The 18493-nt window shown below is 70.7% G+C and carries 13 protein-coding genes and 2 tRNA genes (1 of these 15 cut by a window edge); 3 read left to right on the forward strand and 12 right to left on the reverse strand.

Features of this window, described 5'->3' with window-relative positions; translation table 11 throughout:
* Nucleotides 1-568, reverse strand: partial view of a carbon-nitrogen hydrolase family protein gene (locus O7614_RS27135; protein ID WP_278141254.1) — the 5' portion only. The gene continues 230 nt to the left of window position 1, outside the view; only the first 568 of its 798 coding nucleotides appear in the window; the start codon lies at nucleotides 566-568; the stop codon falls past the left edge of the window.
* Nucleotides 569-607: 39 nt separating this feature from the next.
* Nucleotides 608-1441, reverse strand: coding sequence for a DMT family transporter (locus tag O7614_RS27140; RefSeq protein ID WP_278141255.1), 834 nt, complete (start codon nucleotides 1439-1441; stop codon nucleotides 608-610).
* Between the two features lie 41 nt (nucleotides 1442-1482).
* Here O7614_RS27140 and O7614_RS27145 point away from each other — a divergent pair, with 41 nt between their 5' ends.
* Nucleotides 1483-2109 carry an XRE family transcriptional regulator gene (locus O7614_RS27145; RefSeq protein WP_278141256.1) on the forward strand — a complete coding sequence of 209 codons (627 nt, stop codon included), beginning with the start codon at nucleotides 1483-1485 and terminating at the stop codon, nucleotides 2107-2109.
* Nucleotides 2110-2133: 24 nt separating this feature from the next.
* Here the strand turns inward: O7614_RS27145 and clpX are convergent, their stop codons facing one another.
* From clpX to O7614_RS27170, 5 genes are all read right to left on the reverse strand, one after another.
* Entirely contained in the window at nucleotides 2134-3429 is a 1296-nt protein-coding gene (clpX, locus tag O7614_RS27150) for an ATP-dependent Clp protease ATP-binding subunit ClpX (RefSeq protein ID WP_278141257.1), read from the reverse strand.
* Nucleotides 3430-3639: 210 nt separating this feature from the next.
* On the reverse strand, nucleotides 3640-4302 hold the full coding sequence (locus O7614_RS27155; RefSeq protein ID WP_088988028.1) for an ATP-dependent Clp protease proteolytic subunit: 663 nt from the start codon (nucleotides 4300-4302) through the stop codon (nucleotides 3640-3642).
* A 10-nt stretch (nucleotides 4303-4312) separates the two neighbouring features.
* Nucleotides 4313-4954 carry an ATP-dependent Clp protease proteolytic subunit gene (locus O7614_RS27160; protein ID WP_088988027.1) on the reverse strand — a complete coding sequence of 214 codons (642 nt, stop codon included), beginning with the start codon at nucleotides 4952-4954 and terminating at the stop codon, nucleotides 4313-4315.
* Nucleotides 4955-5147: 193 nt separating this feature from the next.
* The gene (gene tig, locus O7614_RS27165; RefSeq protein WP_278141258.1) at nucleotides 5148-6494 is read right to left on the reverse strand and encodes a trigger factor; all 1347 of its coding nucleotides are present in this window, start codon (nucleotides 6492-6494) and stop codon (nucleotides 5148-5150) included.
* A gap of 138 nt (nucleotides 6495-6632) precedes the next feature.
* Nucleotides 6633-6706: transfer RNA gene (locus O7614_RS27170), tRNA-Pro, on the reverse strand.
* 395 nt (nucleotides 6707-7101) lie between these two features.
* Between O7614_RS27170 and O7614_RS27175 the strand changes: the two genes are divergently transcribed.
* A tRNA-Gly gene (locus O7614_RS27175) sits at nucleotides 7102-7175 on the forward strand.
* A gap of 258 nt (nucleotides 7176-7433) precedes the next feature.
* On the opposite strand, the gene O7614_RS27180 is transcribed toward O7614_RS27175, so the two are convergent.
* The 4 genes from O7614_RS27180 to O7614_RS27195 all read right to left on the reverse strand — a co-directional run bounded on the left by O7614_RS27180 (nucleotide 7434) and on the right by O7614_RS27195 (nucleotide 17513).
* On the reverse strand, nucleotides 7434-8330 hold the full coding sequence (locus O7614_RS27180) for a fatty acid desaturase (RefSeq protein WP_278141259.1): 897 nt from the start codon (nucleotides 8328-8330) through the stop codon (nucleotides 7434-7436).
* A gap of 36 nt (nucleotides 8331-8366) precedes the next feature.
* Nucleotides 8367-9278 carry a pyridoxal-phosphate dependent enzyme gene (locus tag O7614_RS27185; RefSeq protein WP_278141260.1) on the reverse strand — a complete coding sequence of 304 codons (912 nt, stop codon included), beginning with the start codon at nucleotides 9276-9278 and terminating at the stop codon, nucleotides 8367-8369.
* Between the two features lie 9 nt (nucleotides 9279-9287).
* Nucleotides 9288-16271, reverse strand: a complete 6984-nt coding sequence (locus O7614_RS27190; RefSeq protein WP_278141261.1) for a non-ribosomal peptide synthetase/MFS transporter — start codon at nucleotides 16269-16271, stop codon at nucleotides 9288-9290.
* A 696-nt stretch (nucleotides 16272-16967) separates the two neighbouring features.
* Nucleotides 16968-17513: a hypothetical protein gene (locus tag O7614_RS27195; protein WP_278141262.1), complete on the reverse strand. Its 546-nt coding sequence runs from the start codon at nucleotides 17511-17513 to the stop codon at nucleotides 16968-16970.
* A gap of 139 nt (nucleotides 17514-17652) precedes the next feature.
* Between O7614_RS27195 and O7614_RS27200 the strand changes: the two genes are divergently transcribed.
* On the forward strand, nucleotides 17653-17994 hold the full coding sequence (locus O7614_RS27200) for a hypothetical protein (protein ID WP_278141263.1): 342 nt from the start codon (nucleotides 17653-17655) through the stop codon (nucleotides 17992-17994).
* 9 nt (nucleotides 17995-18003) lie between these two features.
* Here the strand turns inward: O7614_RS27200 and O7614_RS27205 are convergent, their stop codons facing one another.
* Entirely contained in the window at nucleotides 18004-18471 is a 468-nt protein-coding gene (locus tag O7614_RS27205; protein WP_278141264.1) for a ribose-5-phosphate isomerase, read from the reverse strand.
* Between the last annotated feature and the right edge of the window lie 22 nt (nucleotides 18472-18493).

An 18493-nucleotide genomic window follows, 5' to 3' on the forward strand; every position in this document is an offset into this window, starting at 1 on the left:
GGACCTCCCAGTGGTCCCGCCCGGTGTGCATCATGAATGCCGCAGGCACCACCAGCAGGTGTGCGCCCCCATCGGTGGCGAGCAGCCGGTACAGCTCCGGGAAGCGTAGGTCGTAGCAGATCGACAGACCGACTCGCAGGCCCTCGACGTCCACCACCACCGGTTGGACCCCGGGCGCGACGGTTGCGGACTCCAGATAGGAGACCCGACCGGGGATCTCCACGTCGTACAGGTGGATTTTGCGGTAGCTCGCGGCCAGGCTGCCGGTGCGGTCGAAGACCAGCGACGTGTTCCAGGTGTGTTCCGGGTCCGGGCCGGCCTCGTGGAACGAGCCGGCCACCACCCAGATCCCGAGCCGCCGGGCGATCCCGGCGAAGAAGCTGCCGACCTCCCCGTCCACCGGCTCCGGTTCGGGCAGCCCGGCGGCCGGGCCGAGGTAGTCGACGTACTCCGGTAGGACGGCCAGGTCCGCGCCACCCGCCGCCGCGCGTTCCAGCAGGACCTCCGCGGCGGCCAGGTTGGCCTTGCGGTCCTCCCGGGCGTTGAGCTGGCAGACGGCGACACGCATGAGGCCAGGGTACGGCCGGAGGAGCCGGCATGGACAGCGTCAGAGGCTGGCCAGCACCAGCGCCCCGGCGGCGAACCCGAGCCCGGCCACCTGGACCGGGCGCAGCCGCTCCCGGTCGACGGCCAACGCCAGCAGCACGGTGCTGGCCGGGTAGAGCGCGGTGATCGCCGCGATGATGCTCAGGTGCCCACGGGCGGCGGCGGCCAGGAAGAGCCCGTTGGCGGCACTGTCCAGCAGACCGGCGACCGCCGCCCAGCCCAGCACCCGTCGTCCGACTCGCAGGCGTACTCCGGTGCTGGCGGCCAGCGCGAGGCCGACCGCGATCGAACTGGCCCGCACGGCCGCCACCGGCCACATCCCGGCACTCTCGTCGGCCTGACCGAGGAGGGTGAAGAAGACACCGAACAGCGCTCCGGCGGCGAGGGCGAGCCAAACGAGCCGTACCGGGACCCCCCTCCGTTCACCCCTCTCCCCGAGGCTGACCAGGGCGATCGCCAGCACCGCGAGACCCGCGCCGGTGAGCGCCAGCACACCGGGGAAGGACGCGGTGAACAGGCCGGCGACGATCGGCACCACTGCGGCGGTGATGGCGGTGACCGGCGCCACGACGGCCATCATCCCGCCGGCGAGGGCCCGGTAGAGCAGCATGACCCCGCCCGCGCCGGCCACCCCGGCGAGCAGGCCCCAGCCGATGTCCCCGACGGTCGGGGTGCCGGGCACCAGCAGCACCAGGACGACCAGCAGTGGAACGCTCAGGAGTTGGGACACGACGGTCACCGCGATCGGGTTGGCGCGACGGGACGCCTTCCCGCCGGAGAAGTCGGCGATGCCGAACGCAACGGCGGACACCGTTGCCAGGACAATGGGGAGCATGCCACTGTCGTATCACAATAGTGACCGTGAAGGATAGTTCAATGACCGAGGCGGGAGCGGATCGGGTGGTCGCGGTGACCGCCGGGGTGGCCCGACAGGTACGTGACCTACGGGCCGCCCGAGGCTGGTCATTCGAGGAGTTGGCCGGCCGGTCCGGGGTGAGCAAGGGAATGCTCGTGCAGATCGAGGGCGCGCGCACCAACCCGAGCGTCGGCACGCTGTGCCGGGTCGCCGACGCCTTCGGCGTCAACATCGCCCAACTCCTGGAGCCGGCCGAGGAACGGGCCGTGAAGATCACCTCAGCGGCCCAGGCGCCGGTGCTCTGGCAGGGTGGGCACGGCGGCGAGGCCCGTCTGCTGAGCGGGCTGGGCGAGCCGGATCTTGTCGAACTGTGGGACTGGCGGCTGGAGTCCGGCGAAGCCCACCGTTCCGCCGACCATCCGCGCGGCACCCGGGAGGTGCTGCACGTCCTCACCGGTGCGGCGATCGTCCGCGTCGACGGGCAGGACCACCGCGTGCGGGCCGGCGAGACCATCGAGTTTCATGCCGACCGGGAACACGGCTACCGCAACGACAGCGACGAACCGTGCCGGCTGATGATGGTGACCGTCACCCCGTCGGGCGAGTGGGACCGCCGAACGCGATCACGCCGGCCGCGTCAGGACTGAGCGGCCGGCGTGCGGCGGGGAGGGTCAGGCCGACTTCTCCTCGCGCTCCCGCCGGGCCCGTCGCCCGGTGAACTCGCGCGGCACGATCGTCGGGTTGACGTTTTCCAGGACGACCTCGCGGGTGATCAGCACCCGGGCGGCGTCCGGGTTGCTCGGCACCTCGAACATCGCGGAGAGCAGGACCTCCTCGATGATGGCCCGCAGACCACGGGCACCGGTGCCCCGCAGCATGGCCTGGTCGGCGATCGCCTCCAGCGCCGGCTCATCGAACTCCAGCTCGACCCCGTCCAGCTCGAACAGGCGCTGGTATTGCCGAACGAGCGCGTTGCGCGGCTCGGTGAGGATACGCACCAGGGCGCTGCGGTCGAGGCTGCGTACGTTGGTGATCACCGGCAGCCGGCCGACGAACTCGGGGATCAACCCGAACTTGAGCATGTCTTCCGGCATGACCTGGCTGAAGATGTCATCGGTCGACCGCTCGGACACCGACCGGAGCCGGGCACCGAAACCGGTGCCGCCCTGCCCGGTGCGGGACTCGATGATCTGATCGAGGCCAGCGAAGGCACCACCGCAGATGAACAGCACGTTGGTGGTGTCGATCTGGATGAACTCCTGATGTGGGTGCTTACGGCCACCCTGCGGCGGCACGTTCGCCACCGTGCCCTCGAGCATCTTGAGCAGCGCCTGCTGCACACCCTCACCGGAGACGTCGCGTGTGATCGACGGATTCTCCGACTTACGGGCGATCTTGTCGACCTCGTCGATGTAGATGATGCCGGTCTCGGCGCGCTTGATGTCGTAGTCGGCGGCCTGGATCAGCTTGAGGAGGATGTTCTCCACGTCCTCGCCGACGTAGCCCGCCTCGGTCAGCGCCGTGGCGTCGGCGATGGCGAACGGGACGTTCAACATCCGGGCGAGGGTCTGCGCCAGGTGCGTCTTGCCGCACCCGGTCGGGCCGAGCAGCAGGATGTTGGACTTGGCCAGCTCGACGGCATCACTGCCGGAGCCGGGCGCGTTGGCCGCCTCGGCCTGGATCCGCTTGTAGTGGTTGTAGACCGCCACCGCGAGCGCCTTCTTGGCCTGGTCCTGCCCCACCACGTAGTTGTCGAGGAACTGGCAGATCTCCATCGGCTTGGGAAGCTCTTCCCACTTCACCTCGCCGGACTCGGCCAACTCCTCTTCGATGATCTCGTTGCAGAGATCGATGCACTCGTCGCAGATGTAGACCCCTGGGCCCGCGATGAGCTTCTTGACCTGCTTCTGCGACTTGCCGCAGAAGGAGCATTTCAGTAGGTCGCCGCCGTCACCGATCCGTGCCACCTACGTTCTCCCTGCACTCATCGGCCGGAACCCCGGCCCTGACCTGCGGACGCTGCGCGCCGCCCGGTTAGTTCACCCCGCCGGCCCGACCGGCGAAGCGGTACGGACCCGACGTTACCCGCTGCCGGGGCAATCTCCGACCCCCAAAACGGGTGTGTCAGAGGTCGGCCGGGAACTTCACGCCCCGGCCAACCTCTGACCCGGTACTGCTCAGCTCGCGGCCTGAGCGGCCAGCAAGCCCTTCTTGCGGCTGGTCAGAATCGTGTCGACCAGCCCGTACTCCTTGGACTCCTCGGCCGTCATGATCTTGTCACGGTCGATGTCCTTGCGAACCTGCTCGATGGGGCGGTTGCAGTGGCGGGACAGCATGTCCTCCAACTGCGTCCGCATCCGCAGGATCTCCCGAGCCTGGATCTCGATGTCCGAGCCCTGCCCGTAGCCGCCCTCGGTGGCCGGCTGGTGGATGATGATCCGCGAGTTCGGAAGAGCCATCCGCTTACCCGGAGTGCCCGCCGACAGCAGCACCGCCGCCGCGCTGGCGGCCTGCCCGAGGCAGACCGTCTGGATGTCCGGACGGACGTACTGCATGGTGTCGTAGATCGCCGTCATCGCGGTGAACGAGCCACCCGGCGAGTTGATGTACATGATGATGTCGCGGTCCGGGTCGGTGCCCTCGAGCGTCAGCAGCTGGGCCATCACGTCGTTGGCCGACGCGTCGTCCACCTGGACGCCGAGGAAGATGATCCGGTCCTCGAAGAGCTTGTTGTACGGGTTGGACTCCTTGACCCCGTACGACGTGCGCTCCACGAACGACGGCAACACGTAACGGTTGTGCACGGCCGCGAACTGGGGCGGCAGGCTCAGATCAGTCATCGTCAGCTCCTCAGCTCAGGGTCCCGGCGCCATCCGGAACCTGAGCGGCCCCGATGATCACCTTGTCGATGAAGCCGTAGTCCATGGCCTCCTGGGCGGTGAACCAACGGTCCCGGTCCGAGTCCGCCTCGATCTGCGACTGGTCTTGGCCGGTGTGGTGCGCGACCCGCTCCTGGAACATCCGCTTGGTGTAGAGCATCTGCTCCGCCTGGATGGCGATGTCGGACGCCGTGCCGCCCAGCCCGCCGGACGGCTGGTGCATCATGATCCGGGCGTGCGGCAGGGCGTAACGCTTGCCCTTGGTGCCCGCGCAGAGCAGCAGCTGGCCCATCGAGGCCGCCATGCCCATCGCCACGGTCGACACGTCGTTGTCGATGAACTGCATGGTGTCGTAGATCGCCATGCCGGAGTAGACCGAGCCACCCGGCGAGTTGATCCACAGGTTGATGTCGCGGTCCGGGTCCTCCGCGGCGAGCAGCAGCAGCTGCGCGCAGATGCGGTTGGCGACCTGGTCGGTCACCTCACTGCCCAGGAAGATGATGCGTTCCTTGAGCAACCGGTTGTAGACCGAGTCGTCGAGGTTGCCAATGGAGTCGCCACCGCGCGCGTCAATCGCCCGGAGCGACTTCTTGGGGATGTGCATGTCGGTCATGGCAGCCCTTCGCTCTCCGTACCGTCTTTCCCGACACTAACCGCTGTGCGGGGCGGCAGAGTCCCGGTCGGGGCACTGTTCGCTCTCAGCGCAGCTGTGTCAGGCACACCCGCGACGCGGGCTCCCGGCGTACCCGGGAAAGGATTCGGCCGCCGTCCACCGCACAGCGGCGGACGGCGGCCGCACCCGATGATCAGTGCTGGTGGTTGTGCTCGGCCTCGTTGGCGGCACGCAGCGCGTCAAGGGTGATCCCGTTGCCGGCCGCGTCCTTGATCGTGATCCGCTCCATGACGGCCGCGAGCGCCTTGCCCCGCCGCACGTCGCCGAACACGGCGGCGGCCGCGCCGGAGCGCACCAGCTGGTCGTAGTACTGCTGCGGGGCCATCCCGGCGCGCTGCGCCCGGTGCACGATCTCGTGACCGAACTCGTCGTCGGAGACCTGCACGTCCTCGGCGTCGGCCAGCGTGTCCAGCAGCAGCTGGACCTTGACGCCCTCGGTCGCCGCCTCGGTCAGCTCGGCGTCGATCTGCTCCTCGGTCTTGTCCTCGGCCGCGAGGTATTCCTCCATGGAGGCGCCGATCCGCTCCAGCTGGTCGACCATCGCCTGCTTGCGGCTCGCGACCTCCTCGCGGACGACACCCTCCGGGGCCGGGATCTCGGCGGCCTCGACCAGCTGCGCCAGGGCCTTGTCCCGAGCGGCGTAGATCTGCTCGACCTGCTTGCCCTGGGTGACCCGCGCACGCAGGTCGCCGCGCAGCTCCTCGATCGTGTCGAACTCGCTCGCCATCTGGGCGAACTCGTCGTTCAGCTCGGGCAGCTCCTTCTCCTTGACCGTGCGCACGGTCACCGCCACCTCGGCGTCGCGACCGGCGAAGTCGCCGCCGACCAGCTGGGTGGTGAAGGTGGTGTCGTCGCCGGCGGCCAGGCCGACCACGGCCTCGTCGAGGCCCGGGAGGAGCTGCTTGCTGCCCACCTCGTGCGAGATGTTGCTCGCCTGCCCGCCCGGCACGTCCTCGCCGTCGACGGTGGCGTTGAGGTCGATCTGGACGTAGTCACCCTCGGCGGCGGCCCGCTCGACGGTCTTGAGGGTCGCGAACCGCTCCCGCAGGTTCTTCACCTGCTCGTCGATCTCGCTCTCGTCGATCTGCAGCTCGTCGACGACCACCTCGATGGTGGTCGGGTCCGGGATGGTGATCTCCGGGCGGACGTCGACCTCGGCGGTGAAGTTCAGCGAGTCACCGTCGTTGAACTCGGTGATCTCGACGTCGGGGCGCCCCAGCGTCTTGAGGTCGTGCTCGCGCACCGCGGCGAGGATGTTCTCCGGGATGGCCTCCTGGACCGCCTCGTTGAGCACGGTGCCCCGGCCGACCCGCTGGTCGATCACCGCGGTCGGCACCTTGCCCCGGCGGAAGCCCGGAACCTGGACCTGCGAACCGATCTCCCGGTACGCCTTCTTGAGGCTCGGCTCGAGCTCGACGAACGGCACCTCGATGGCGAGCCGCACGCGCGTCGGGCTCAGAGTCTCGACGGTGCTCTTCACAGGCGTACTCCTTGACGGATCTCAGTTGAGTCTGGGCGTGATTCAGCCCATCGAGTGTAGGCGAGCCGGCCTGACGCTCCGGCATCGCCCGGGGACCGCACTGGACGGCACCCGGGTCGGCCCGGCCGCGGACGACAGTCGGGGTGGCGGGATTTGAACCCACGGCCCCTCGCTCCCAAAGCGAGTGCGCTACCAAGCTGCGCCACACCCCGTGGCGACGAGCAGTCTATGCCGTCGTCGCGCCCCAGGCGGTGCCGGGGCATCCACCACCCGGGCAAATATCCCAAAGCTCCCAAAACTCCCGATGCCAGACCACGCAGGGCCGACCCCCGCACCGCAGGACCCGCGCGACCCGGGCCACGCGACCGCTCCCCGCGCCAGGATCCGCACAACTTCCCGGTTGTAGCGGCCTCACGACGCGCGGAGACCACTACATCCCTGATGTAGTGCGGATCTTGAGGGGTCGCGCGACGGATGCCGTGCGGATCTTGAGGGGAGGTGCGACGCGGCGTCGGGACGACCCGGCACCGCGGGGCGGTGGCGCGGTTACGCGTCGGGCGTCGACATTGGGTACGCTGTGCATGCGCCTCGTTCCGGCGGGGTGCACGCGGGCGTAGCTCAATGGTAGAGCTTCAGTCTTCCAAACTGACTACGCGAGTTCGATTCTCGTCGCCCGCTCCACCACGAAGGCCCAGGCAGACCGCATGATCGCGGCACCTGGGCCTTCCGCGTATCTCCCCGTCTTCGATCGCGCGTGCCACCCGCCCGCTCCGCTGGCCGACGGCGCTGGCGGCCGTCGGGCAGCGGCGGCCGTCCGGCCACGTCGCCGCAGATGGAGGCCTCCGATCCCCGTTTCGAGGTAGTCACGCGGGGTCGGGCGCAGAGGGTTGCTCCTGAGCTCGCACTCGTCTCACGGTGGTCAACGACCACCTGTCGCGGTCAGCGGCGTACGGCCCGCCAGAGCTGACGGTAGAAGTCGAGATACGTCTTCTCCACGTGTTCGGCGTACCGGAGTGTCTCGGGGTGTCGCGCCGGCAGTTGGCTGATCGGCACGTTCATCGCCGCGTGGTGCTCGATGTGCAGGTTGTTGCCGTTGGTGTACCAGGTGCTGAACCAGCTGCCGCGGATGGATCGGGTGTTGCGGAGCACGTCGGTGCTGTCGGTGTCGCAGAGCACGTGCTCCGGCAGCTCCACCAGGAAGTGGGCCGGCACCGCGAGCAGGAGGGGCAGCAGCCACAGCCGCAGGACCGGCTCGTGGTGTCCGGTGCCGGCCAGCACCGCTACCAGGAGGAGCACGGCCCCGAGGATCACGTGCTCGGTGACGATCCGGCGGCGCATCGTCGGGCTGATGTCACCGAACTCGTACCGCCAGCGTCCGGTCGCCGCCCGGACGACGTCGCGGAGGACGGCGGCCAACCGCGAGTAGTCGAACAGCCCGCGCAGCAGCATGCCCCGGGTCAGCGGCACTCGCGTGTCGAAGCCGAAGAACTCGGTGTCCTGCGGGGTGCCCAGGTAGCGGTGGTGTTGCAGGTGCCGGACCCGGTAGTGGCTGTAGACGACGAGCAGCGGCAGGCCGAGGGGCACGCCGACCAGCCGGTGCGGCCAGGATGCCCGGAACGCCGAGTGGTGCAGGGCCTGGTGCTGCAACTCGACCGCGTGGGTGTACATGGCGGCGAGCAGCACCACGCCGACGAGCGCGGCGAGGGGTTCGGGGCGCAGGGCGAGCACGCCGCCGAGGGCGGTGAGGACGACCAGCACGGCCAGCTTGGCGATGAAGATCCGTTCGTCGGCGCGGGAGGTACGAGCGCGGGCGAACAGCAGCAAGGGGGGTGCCACGGTTGTCATGGGGGTGGTCTTTCGTAGTGGGAGTGCTCAGCGCCCGCTGAGCAGCACGACGTGGGTGCCGGTGAGAGCGGTGGTGCGGGCGTGCCGGAGCAACCCGGCCAGGGCGACCGATCCGGCGGCGGTGGGTTGGGCACCGTGCTGGGCGAGCAGCGCCTGCGCGTGCAGAAGCTCGTCGTCGTCGGCCCCGTGCACGAGCCCGCCGGTGGCCGCGACCGCCTCCATCGCCTCGGGCCCCTGTAGGGCGTGCCAGTTCACCAGCGGCTGGTTGTGGTCGGTGGTGACGACGCAGTCCGGCGGCAGGGTCTGGTACGGGCCCGGCCAGCAGGTGACGACCGGGTTGTTGTCGGCGGAGCCGACCCCGTGGATGGGTACGGACCAGCCGAGCGCCCGCAACTGCCGGTGCACCGCGATGATCGTCGTACCGTTGCCGACCGGGATCCACAGCGCTGCCGGCGGCTCGCCGAGCGCCCGGTGCAGGGCGTGGGCGACGACGCCGTGACCGGCGAAGACGGCGTCGACGTAGGGGCCGTCGACGTTCCCGTCGATCGAACCCTCGGTCTGCGCGAGCCGGCGCGATTCGTCGACGGCGTCCTCGTAGCTGCCCGGCACGAGGTGCACGTCGGCCCCGGCGGCCCGCATGAAGGCGCCGCCGTCACTCCAACCGGTGGGCAGCACCACAGTGCAGGCCATCCCGGCGTCGGCGCTGGCCATCGCCATGGCCCGGCCGTAGTTGCCGCAGGTGGCGATGACGACCCGGCGGTATCCGGCGGCGGCCGCACGGGCGACGACTGCCCGGGCGGCGGGCTCCTTGTGGCTTCCGGAGGCGTACCGGGTCTCGTCCTTGATCAGGACACGGGTGCCGGGCACGAGTTCTCCGGCGTCGATGAGTGGCGTGCCGTACGCGTCGACGGGCGCCTCGGACAGGACTTCGGTGGACACAGGGCTTCCTTATCGGGTGAGCGCGAGCAGGGCGTCTGCTTCGCGTTGGAGTTCGTCGCGGGACCCGATCTCGGCGGGCGGCAGGGCGTCGGGCAGGTGGTCTTCGAGCAGGCGCAGGCGCGGGGTGAACCACCCGCGTACGGCCCAGGCCAGTTGCAGCAGGCCGCTGACGACGACGAGCAGGGCGAGGCCGCGTCCGGGGCCGGTGCCGAGCAGGTGGCCGACCGAACCGGCGAGGGCGCCGCCGGGTTCGAGCAGGGGTTGGACGTAGCGTTCGGCGAGCGGGCCGACGATCAGGTAGCCGACCGGCATCGTCAGCATCATCACCGTGATGAAGATCGACAGGACCCGGCCCTGGAGTTCGAAACCGACCTTCGTCTGCACGAGGGCGATCCAGTGGCCCTCGGCGAGGGATTCACCGAAGGTCACCAGGAACATCCCCGCCACGACGAGGACCGGCGCGTTACCGAGGCCGACGACGGCCATGGCGAGGCTGCCGACGCCCATGAAGATGATCAGACCGTTGGCCCGGCGGGCGGTGCCGCCCCAGAGGCCCATGGTCAGACTGCCCACCAGCCCGCCGAGACCGCCGGCCCCCAGGGCGAGGCCGAGTACGGCCGGGCTCTGCTCGATCAGCAGCATCGGTGTGATCACGGCGAAGCCGAGGGTGTAGAACGCGTGGTCGATGACGAAGAAGCGCAACGCGGCGCGCAGCCCTGGTCGCCGGGTGATGTACCGCCAGCCCGCGGTGATCTCGGTGCGGAAGGTCTCCTCCCGGCGGTGGAACATCAGATCCGGGAACCGGACCGCCAGCAGGGTCAGCACGCCGATGGCGAAGGAGACGACGTCGATCGCGATCACGCCCGGCACACCGATCAACCCGACCAGCCCCGCGCCGAGCATGGGAGCGAAGACCAGGCCGACGCTGACCCCGAGCTGGCTGATGCCGTTGGCGTGCCCCAGGTACCGCTTCGGAACGAGCTGGGCGACCGCGGCGAGGTAGGCGGGCCGTTGGAAGGCCCCGGCCAGTGATGTCACCGATACCGCGAGGTAGACGTGCCAGAGCTGGAGGCCGCCACCGGAGAACACGACCACGGCGAGGGCCGCCATCGCCGCCGCCGAAGCGCCGTCGCTGGCCAGCATGACGGTGCGCCGGTTCCATCTGTCGGCGACGGCACCGGCGAGTGGTCCGACGAGGATGCCGGGCAGCAGGCCGACCGCGTTCACCACCGCGAAGTCGGTGATCGACCCGGTCCGCTGGAAGACCCAGATACTGAGGACGAGTGCACTCAGCCCGCTGCCGACCATGGATACCAGCTGGCCCAGTGCGACAAGCGCGAACCGGGACAGGCTGGGCTCGGGCCCCTGCCTGCGCGGCGGGGCGGGCGGCGCGGCCGGCGCGTTCTCGTCCGCCGACGGTGCGGGCTCGACGAACGACACCAGTGCCTGCGCGAGTGGTTCGGCGTGACTCTTGACGAAGAAGTGCCCGGCCTTGGGCAGGACCGCCAGGCCCACCTCGTCGGCGAAGTGTCCCCACTCCTGGTGACGTTCCTGGTAGTGCTCGGTCACCCGGTCGCGCGCACCGACGACGGCCAGCACCGGTGTCCGCAGCCGCTCGGCCTGACGCTGGTACGCCGCCGTGAAGTACTCCTCGGCGTCGCGGGCGTCGTGGCGGACGTTACGCAGGACGAATGCCTCCTGGGCCGGGTCGTCCACGTCGGTGAAACCACCCCGACCGCGCAGGTACGCGAGGTACTCCCGGTCGGAGGTGAACCGGTCGGTGGGCACCAGGCGGTAGAACCAGTCGAAGAAGCGGCCGGGAAGTCGGGCCGTGGGGAAACCCGCGCCCAGCGCCACGCCGGCCAGTGGCACGCCGGCCTCCTCCGCTCGCCGCGCGATCTCGACGGTCGCCGCGACGCCGAGGCAGTGGCCGTACAGCAGGATCGGCCCGTCGATGTCCCGCAGCTCGGCCAGGACCAGATCCGCGACGGCCCGCGCCGACAGCAACTCCTCGTCGGGTCGGGAGTGGTCGTGGCCGGGCAGTTCCACCGCCTGCAACGCCCAGTTCGAGGGGAGGGCGGCGGCGAGTGGCTGGTAGGCGATCGCGCTGCCCCCGGAATAGGGCACGGCGACGACAGTGACGCCGCCGCTTGCCAGGTCGGCGTCCGACGCGGTCAGCCGGTGCAGCATCCGGCGCTCGTCGAGGGAGTCCGGGTCGCGCTCGCCGAGCGCGGCGGCGAGTCGACGCACGGTCGGGTGCTGGTAGATGTCGAGCAGGGCCGGGGCGGGCTCGATGCGCCGGATGACCCGCAGGGCGGCGAACGAGTCACCACCGAGGGCGAAGAAGCTGTCGTCGATGCTGATCTCGTCGATGCCGAGCACCTCGGACCACACGCCCGCGATCTGCCGCTCCAGCGGCGTTCGCGCGGCCGTGCCGGCGGCGTCGCCGGTCGCGTGAGCGGGTGCGGGCAACCGGCGCCGGTCGAGCTTCCCGTTCGGGGTGAGCGGCAGTGCCGGCAGGCTCACCAGCCGGGCCGGGACCATGTGCACGGGCAACGTCTTGGCGAGCGCGTCGCGGATCGACACCTCGTCCACCGGCTCGTCCCCGCCCGGCACGACGTAGCCGACGAGCTGGGCGACGCCGGAGGGCAGTGGGTGCACCGCGACGGCGCACGCGACGACGTTCGGCAGTGCACCGAGAGCCGCCTCGACCTCGCCCAGCTCCACCCGGTAGCCGTTCACCTTCACCTGGTCGTCGAGGCGACCGAGGAAGTCGACGTCCCCGCCGAGGTGGTAGCGCGCCGAGTCGCCGGTCCGGTACATCCGGGCGTCCGGCTCCGGCGCGTACGGGTCGGGCACGAAACGGTCGGTCGTCAGCTCGGGACGGTCGTGGTAACCGGGCGCCACGCCCAGACCGCCGAGGTACAACTCGCCCACCACCCCCGGAGGCACCGGCTGGCGGTACGCGTCCAGCACGTACACCCGGTTGTTCGGGAACGGCCGGCCGATCGGCAGCGGCGCCTCGTCGGCGAGGTGGTCGACCGGGCCGTCGAAGTAGACGTTGTCCACGGTGACCTCGGTGACGCCGTAGGCGTTCACCACCCGGTTGCCCGGCCCGACGAGCCGGCGGGCCAGCTCGTACTCCCGCACGTGCCACTTCTCGCCGCCGCCGACGAGCAGGCGCACGAAATCGAGGCTCTGGCCGGTCTGGTCGGCGTACGCGAGCAGGTTGCGCAGCACCGCCGGAACCAGTTCGGTGCACTGGACCTGCTCGGCGCGCATCAACGCGTACAGGTCGGCGGGGTCGAGGAGGGTCTCCCGGGGTACGACGACCAGTCGACCCCCGGTGCACAGCGCCCGCAGCGTCTCACCGACGAACATGTCGAACGAGAAGCTGGCCGCCTGCTGGTAGGTCCAACCGGGTTCCAGGTGGTAGGCGTGCTGCCACATCCGTGCGGCGTGCACCAGGTTGCCGTGGTTGACGACGACGCCCTTGGCCTTCCCGGACGACCCGGAGGTGTAGATGACGTACGCCGGGTCGGTGCTGGCGTTGACCAGTGGCAGGTCGTCCTGCTCCGACGGGAGCGGGCCCCGCAGGTAGTCGTCGTCGACGAACACCGCCGCCCGGCTGTCCCGGCGCATGTAGTCGAGCCGTTCCGGCGGGTACGCCGGGTCCAGCGGGACGTACGCTCCGCCGGCCTTGAGCACCGCCCACATGGCGACGAACAGGTCGATGCCACGGTCGAGGCAGATGGCCACCCGGTCACCAGGTCCCACGCCCTCGTCGCGCAGCCGGCGGGCCAACCGGTTCGCGCGACCGTTGAGCTCGCGGTAGCTGACCGTGGTGTCCCGGAACGTCAGCGCGGGCGCGTCCGGGGTCGCCGCTACCCGACGTTCGAAGAGCTGGTGCACTGCGGTCGCGTCGGGCACGGCGATCACGCTGTCGTTCCACCCGTGCACGATCCGCTGCTGCTCCTCGACGGTGAGGAGAGCGAGCCGGCCCACCGTCTGCCGTGGTGCGCTGACCGCGGCGTCGAGCAGGGTGAGCAGGTGGCCGACCAGCGCCTCGACGCGCGCCCGGTCGAAGAGTTCGGTGGCGTAGTCGACGTTCAGCACCGGGCCGCCGTCCGGGAAGTCCAGGCTGATGCCGAGGTCGACCAGGGTCGCCGCCGGCGGCACCTCCCCCACGTACCGCACGCCCGGGTGGTCGATCTCCGGTGTGTTGTGCACGGTCAGCATCACCGGGCTGAGCCGGTTGCGGTTGCCGCTGCCGGGCCGCCTCAGCGCGTCGATCAGGTCGGGCAGGGCGAGACCCTGGTGGTCCAGGTCGTCGAGGACGGTGCGCCGGACCCTTGCAAGCAGTTCCGCGAAGGACGGTTCGCCAGCGACGTCACCGCGCAGCGGGAGGATGTTCAGCAGTGGCCCGACCACGTCCTCCAGGTCCGGGCTGGTGCGGCCGGCCACCGGCGACAGGATCGTGATGTCGTCCCGCCCGGTGTAGCGGTGCAGCACCGCCTGCAACCCGGCCAGCACCACCATGAACAGGCTGGCCTGGTGCGCCTGGCCGCACTCCGTCACCCGGCGCAGCAGCGCCGGGTCGAGTCGGCGGCTGATGCGCGCGGAGGCGAAGGACCGGACCACCGGACGTGGCCGGTCCGCTGGCACCTCCAGGTCCAGGTCGGCGTCGGCGAAACGACTCCGCCAGTACGCCGTCAGCGTCGCGTCGGCCTTCGCGGTGGCGTAACGGGCGGCCAGATCGGGTACGGCGGGGGCCCGGGGCAGTCCTGCTGCGGCGCTGAGGTCGTCGGTGTCCGGTCGGCGCAGCGCCGCCTGGTAGAGCGCGGCCAGTTCGGTGCCGACGACGGTGCTCGACCAGCCGTCGTACACGAGGTGGTGCACGAACAGGACCAGTTCGTCGTCGCCGTCGGTGCGGACCAGAACGGCGCGGGCCAGCGGGCCGTTGGCCAGGTCGAACTTCTCCACGGCCAGATCGGAGCGCGGTGCCTCGGTCAGCGGGATCACCGCGTCGTCGTCGATGACCAGGCGCGGCTCGGCACCGTCGTCGGGGAACCGGGCGCGCAGCAACGGGTGCCGCCGGGTCAACTCACGCAGGCCACGGGTCAGGGCGTCGACGTCGATCCGGCCGTCCCACCGGAAGCGGGCACCGAGGGTGTGCGCGGGCAGCTCGGCGCAGACGCGTTCGGCCACCCAGAAGTCACGTTGCAGCGGGCTCAGGGCGAGCGGGACGCCGGCGGGTACGCCGTCGGCCGGCATCTCGTCGACGCCGGGCCCGGTGCCGAGCCGCGCCGCGAGTGCGGCGAGCGCCGGAGCGGCGTACAGCTCGCTCAGAGTGAGGTTCACCCCGTGGCGCTGGCGGAGGGCGCCGATCAGCCGGATGGCGGCGAGCGAGCTGCCGCCGAGGGCGAGGAAGTCGTCGTCGGGGCGTACCTCCCCCACCCCGAGCAGGGTGCGCCACAGGGCGGCGACCTCGGCCTGCGCGGGGGTCAGCCCCGACCAGTCGGTGACCGGCGGCTCGTCGGTGGTGGTTGCCAACGCCCGCCGGTCGATCTTGCCCTGGGGGCCGATCGGGAAGGTGTCGTGTCGGGTCAGCACAGCGGGGACCAGGTAGGCGGGCAGCCGGTCGGCGAGACTGGCGCGCACTGCGGCGAGGTCGACGCCCGGTGCCGCGACCACGTGGCCCACCAGGCGTTGCTGCCCGTCACGGTCCTGCACGACGACGACCGCGTCGCTGACGTGCTCGACGTCGCGCAACGCGGTCTCGATCTCACCCAACTCGATCCGGAAGCCGCGGACCTTCACCTGGTCGTCGGCCCGGCCGAGGAACTCGAAACCGCCGTCGGCCCCGCGTCGGACCCGGTCGCCGCTGCGGTACTCGGGTTGGCCGTCTGGCCCGGGACGGAACCGCTCGGCGGTGAGGGCCGGCTGGTGCAGATAGCCGGTCGCCACGCCCGCGCCGCCGATCAGCAACTCCCCGACCTCGGCCTCCGCTCCGGAGTCGTCGACGATGCGGCAGGTGACCCCCGGCAGCGGGTGCCCGATCGGCACGGCCCCACCGGTCCACGTGGTCAGGTCGGCGACCGTGGCGACCACTGTGGTCTCGGTCGGCCCGTAGGTGTTGAGCAGCCGCACCGAGGTGCCGACCACCTCCTGCCAACCACGGATAAGGTCCGCACGCGCGGCCTCGCCCCCGATGATCACCAGTCGGACCGTCGCGGGCAGGGTCACCTCGCCCCGCACCAGGGCGCCCACCAACTCGTGCCAGTACGCGGTCGGCAGGTCGAGGACGGTGACGCCGAGGGCGGCACACCGGTCGAGGAAGAGGTCCGGCCGGCTGATCATGTCCTCGTCGCGGATCACCACAGTGGCCCCGCTGACCAGCGGCGGGAACAGCTCCTCGATGCTGGCGTCGAAGCTGAGCGAGGCGAACTGCAACATCCGGTCGGCCTCGGTCAGCTCGTACCGGCCGACCGCGGCGCGGCAGAAGCTGTCCAGGGCTCTGCGCGGCACCATGACGCCCTTGGGGCGGCCGGTGGATCCGGACGTGAAGATGACGTACGCGGTGTCCGAGGCCGATCGCCGGGCGTCAGGTGACGACGACACCCCGTTCTCGTCGATCACCACGCGGGGGCGGGCGTCGGAGAGCATCAGCCGGATCCGGTCCGCCGGGTACGCGGGGTCCAGCGGCACGTAGCCCGCTCCGGCCCGGAGGGCCGCGAGGATCGCGATGATCGCCTGACGGCCTCGGGGCAGCCGGATTCCGACCAGGTCTCCGACACCGACACCGGCGGTGACGAGCTCGACCGCCAGGGCCTCGACCTGTTCCACCAGTGCCGCGTACGTCACTTCGGCGGACTGCTCCACCAGTGCGACGGCTGCGGGAACACGTCCCGCCCGTTCGGCGATGGCCGCCCACATCTCCCCGGGAACAACGTTGTCCAGCGCGATGCGGCGACCGTCGATTGCCTGACTCACGAAACCTCTTCCGTTAGCGATCGAACGTCGCGCCAAAGGGTAGAGGGAATGAGGCTTGTCGAGCGTGAACGTCGCCTAAATCGTGAACCACGAACTGTATCTGCGAATTCTGTTTTTCTTCACTTGACCGGCGCGGCCGTGCCGCACTGTCCCGACGAACAAGCGACACGCTGCGGATACCCGCAGGACGACAGGCGTTCAGCCGCCGTTACCGCAACGCCAGTAAACGCGGCAACCAGGCCGCCGCATCGAATATCCACCCCAAGATCCGCCCACCATGTGGGGATATTTGCTGCCTCTCCCAGGTGCGAGAGGTGGCAACATCCGGGACATTGTTCGAATCATGACGAGCAGCGGGAACGACGGAAATGGTCGGGCCGTGGCCGAGACCTTTCGCCGTCGAATTTCGCCCCAGGATTTCGGGGTCGGCAATGACAGATGCAACCTGGCAATCGAACCCGGCACGCTGGCCGTGGTCTCGCACACCGAGGGCACGGCGGCAGCCACCGACCGCCGTACCGACGCACCCGGCCACCCCGAACGGGGTACCAGACGGACCGGCCGGCCACGGATGAACCGTGGCCGGCCGGGTAAGCAGCGGCCTTGCCTGGTGGGGAGACGACCGGTGTCGCGGCGTGCCGCGACCGGGCGTACGGGCGGGCGGCCCCGAGCCGACCCGCCCGTGCGCGGCCGGTGTCAGTTCGAGGAGATCCAGTTCCAGGCGGACACGACCCACTCGGTCTGCTGAAGCCAGGCCACGCCGAGGCCGGCGAGGAACACCGCCGTCGCCAGGTGCGCGCCTCGGGCGCTGCGCCGGACCCGCCCCAACTGCCGCTCCAGCACCACTCGACCGACCAGCCGGGACAGGGCGAACAGACCGACCGCCACCAGCAGGCTGAGCACCAACACCAGCAGCGGGCCACTCAGGTCCCCCTGGCCGGAGAGCGCCCAGATCCCCCAGCAGACGAACGCGAAGAGCCCGGCCGCCGCACTCCACTCACCGCCGCGACGCAACTGCGCCATCCGCGAGCCCAGCGACCGGCGCGGAACCGGCCCTCCGGGCCACCCGGTGCCGGTCGGCTCCTGCTCGACCACCGGGAACGACTCGGTCCGCGGGGTGCGCGGTTCACCCACCGGAGCGACGCCCCGGCGGAACCCGTCCCGCTGCGGCGGCACCCCGACGCCGGCCTGCGGCGGCACCTCCACGGTCCGCTCCGCCCACGGCTGCGTCTGGTCTGCCATCTCGTCCTCCCCCTGACCGACGGCAACAGCACCGCCTGATTCGAGGGTAGTCAGCCGGCAAATCGGTCGCCGACCCCGGCCGGGGCCCGAGATCGCGCGACGGTGCCGGATCCCACCCCGGGCAGGGTACGGTCGGCTGATGGGTGACCCCGACCGACGACGGCGACGGCTACGCCACCACCCCGACTCCGAACCGGCCGGACGCGGTGCCGACACCCCGACGGTCAGCACCGCCGGTGTGCACGACGGGGACGACCCACCGCCACGCCGCCGAGGCCCGGGCGGCGACGAGCGCGACGGCGAGCGGGGGCTACGCGGGCTGGTCGGTTCCGGCTCGTCCCAGGTGGGGCTGAGCGCCGCGCTGCGAGCCCGGGACGCGGCCCGGCCGACCGAGGCCGACCTGGCCGAGGCGGAGGCCCGGGTGGTGGTCGTCCGACGCAACTGGGTGCCCCGCGAGGAGCTACCCCGCTCGCCGCGCTGACCGCCTGGCTCAGGGCAGGTCGGGCAACTGCCGGGTCTGCTCGTACTCGGCCACCTGGGCGATCCGACGGGCGTGCCGCTCGTTGCCGGAGAACGGCGTGTTCAGGAACGCCTCGACGATGCCGGTGGCCTCGTCCAACGTGTGCTGCCGGGCGCCGACCGCGACCACGTTGGCGTCGTTGTGCTGGCGGGCCAGCTGGGCGGTCTCCACGCTCCAGGCCAGCGCGGCCCGGACCCCGGCGACCTTGTTCGCGGCGATCTGCTCACCATTGCCGGACCCGCCGATGACCACGCCGAGACCCGCCCCGTCGGCCACCACCTGGGTGCCGGCGTGCAGGCAGAACGTCGGATAGTCGTCGTCCGGGTCGTAGGCGTGCGGGCCGACGTCGATCACGTCGTACCCCTGCTTGGCCAGGTGATTGGCCAGGTGCACCTTCAACTCGAAACCGGCGTGATCGGATCCCAGGTAGACGCGCATACCGGGCAGTCTGTCAGGCCGC

The organism is Micromonospora sp. WMMD961 (assembly GCF_029626145.1).
Lineage (GTDB): Bacteria > Actinomycetota > Actinomycetes > Mycobacteriales > Micromonosporaceae > Micromonospora.

Bases quoted from the DNA above. Each gene is read 5' to 3' on its own strand.
- O7614_RS27140 (WP_278141255.1), bottom strand. From the start codon at position 1,441: ATGCTCCCCATTGTCCTGGCAACGGTGTCCGCCGTTGCGTTCGGCATC.
- O7614_RS27145 (WP_278141256.1), top strand. From the start codon at position 1,483: ATGACCGAGGCGGGAGCGGATCGGGTGGTCGCGGTGACCGCCGGGGTG.
- O7614_RS27155 (WP_088988028.1), bottom strand. From the start codon at position 4,302: ATGACTGATCTGAGCCTGCCGCCCCAGTTCGCGGCCGTGCACAACCGT.
- O7614_RS27160 (WP_088988027.1), bottom strand. From the start codon at position 4,954: ATGACCGACATGCACATCCCCAAGAAGTCGCTCCGGGCGATTGACGCG.
- O7614_RS27195 (WP_278141262.1), bottom strand. From the start codon at position 17,513: ATGGCAGACCAGACGCAGCCGTGGGCGGAGCGGACCGTGGAGGTGCCG.
- O7614_RS27200 (WP_278141263.1), top strand. From the start codon at position 17,653: ATGGGTGACCCCGACCGACGACGGCGACGGCTACGCCACCACCCCGAC.
- O7614_RS27205 (WP_278141264.1), bottom strand. From the start codon at position 18,471: ATGCGCGTCTACCTGGGATCCGATCACGCCGGTTTCGAGTTGAAGGTG.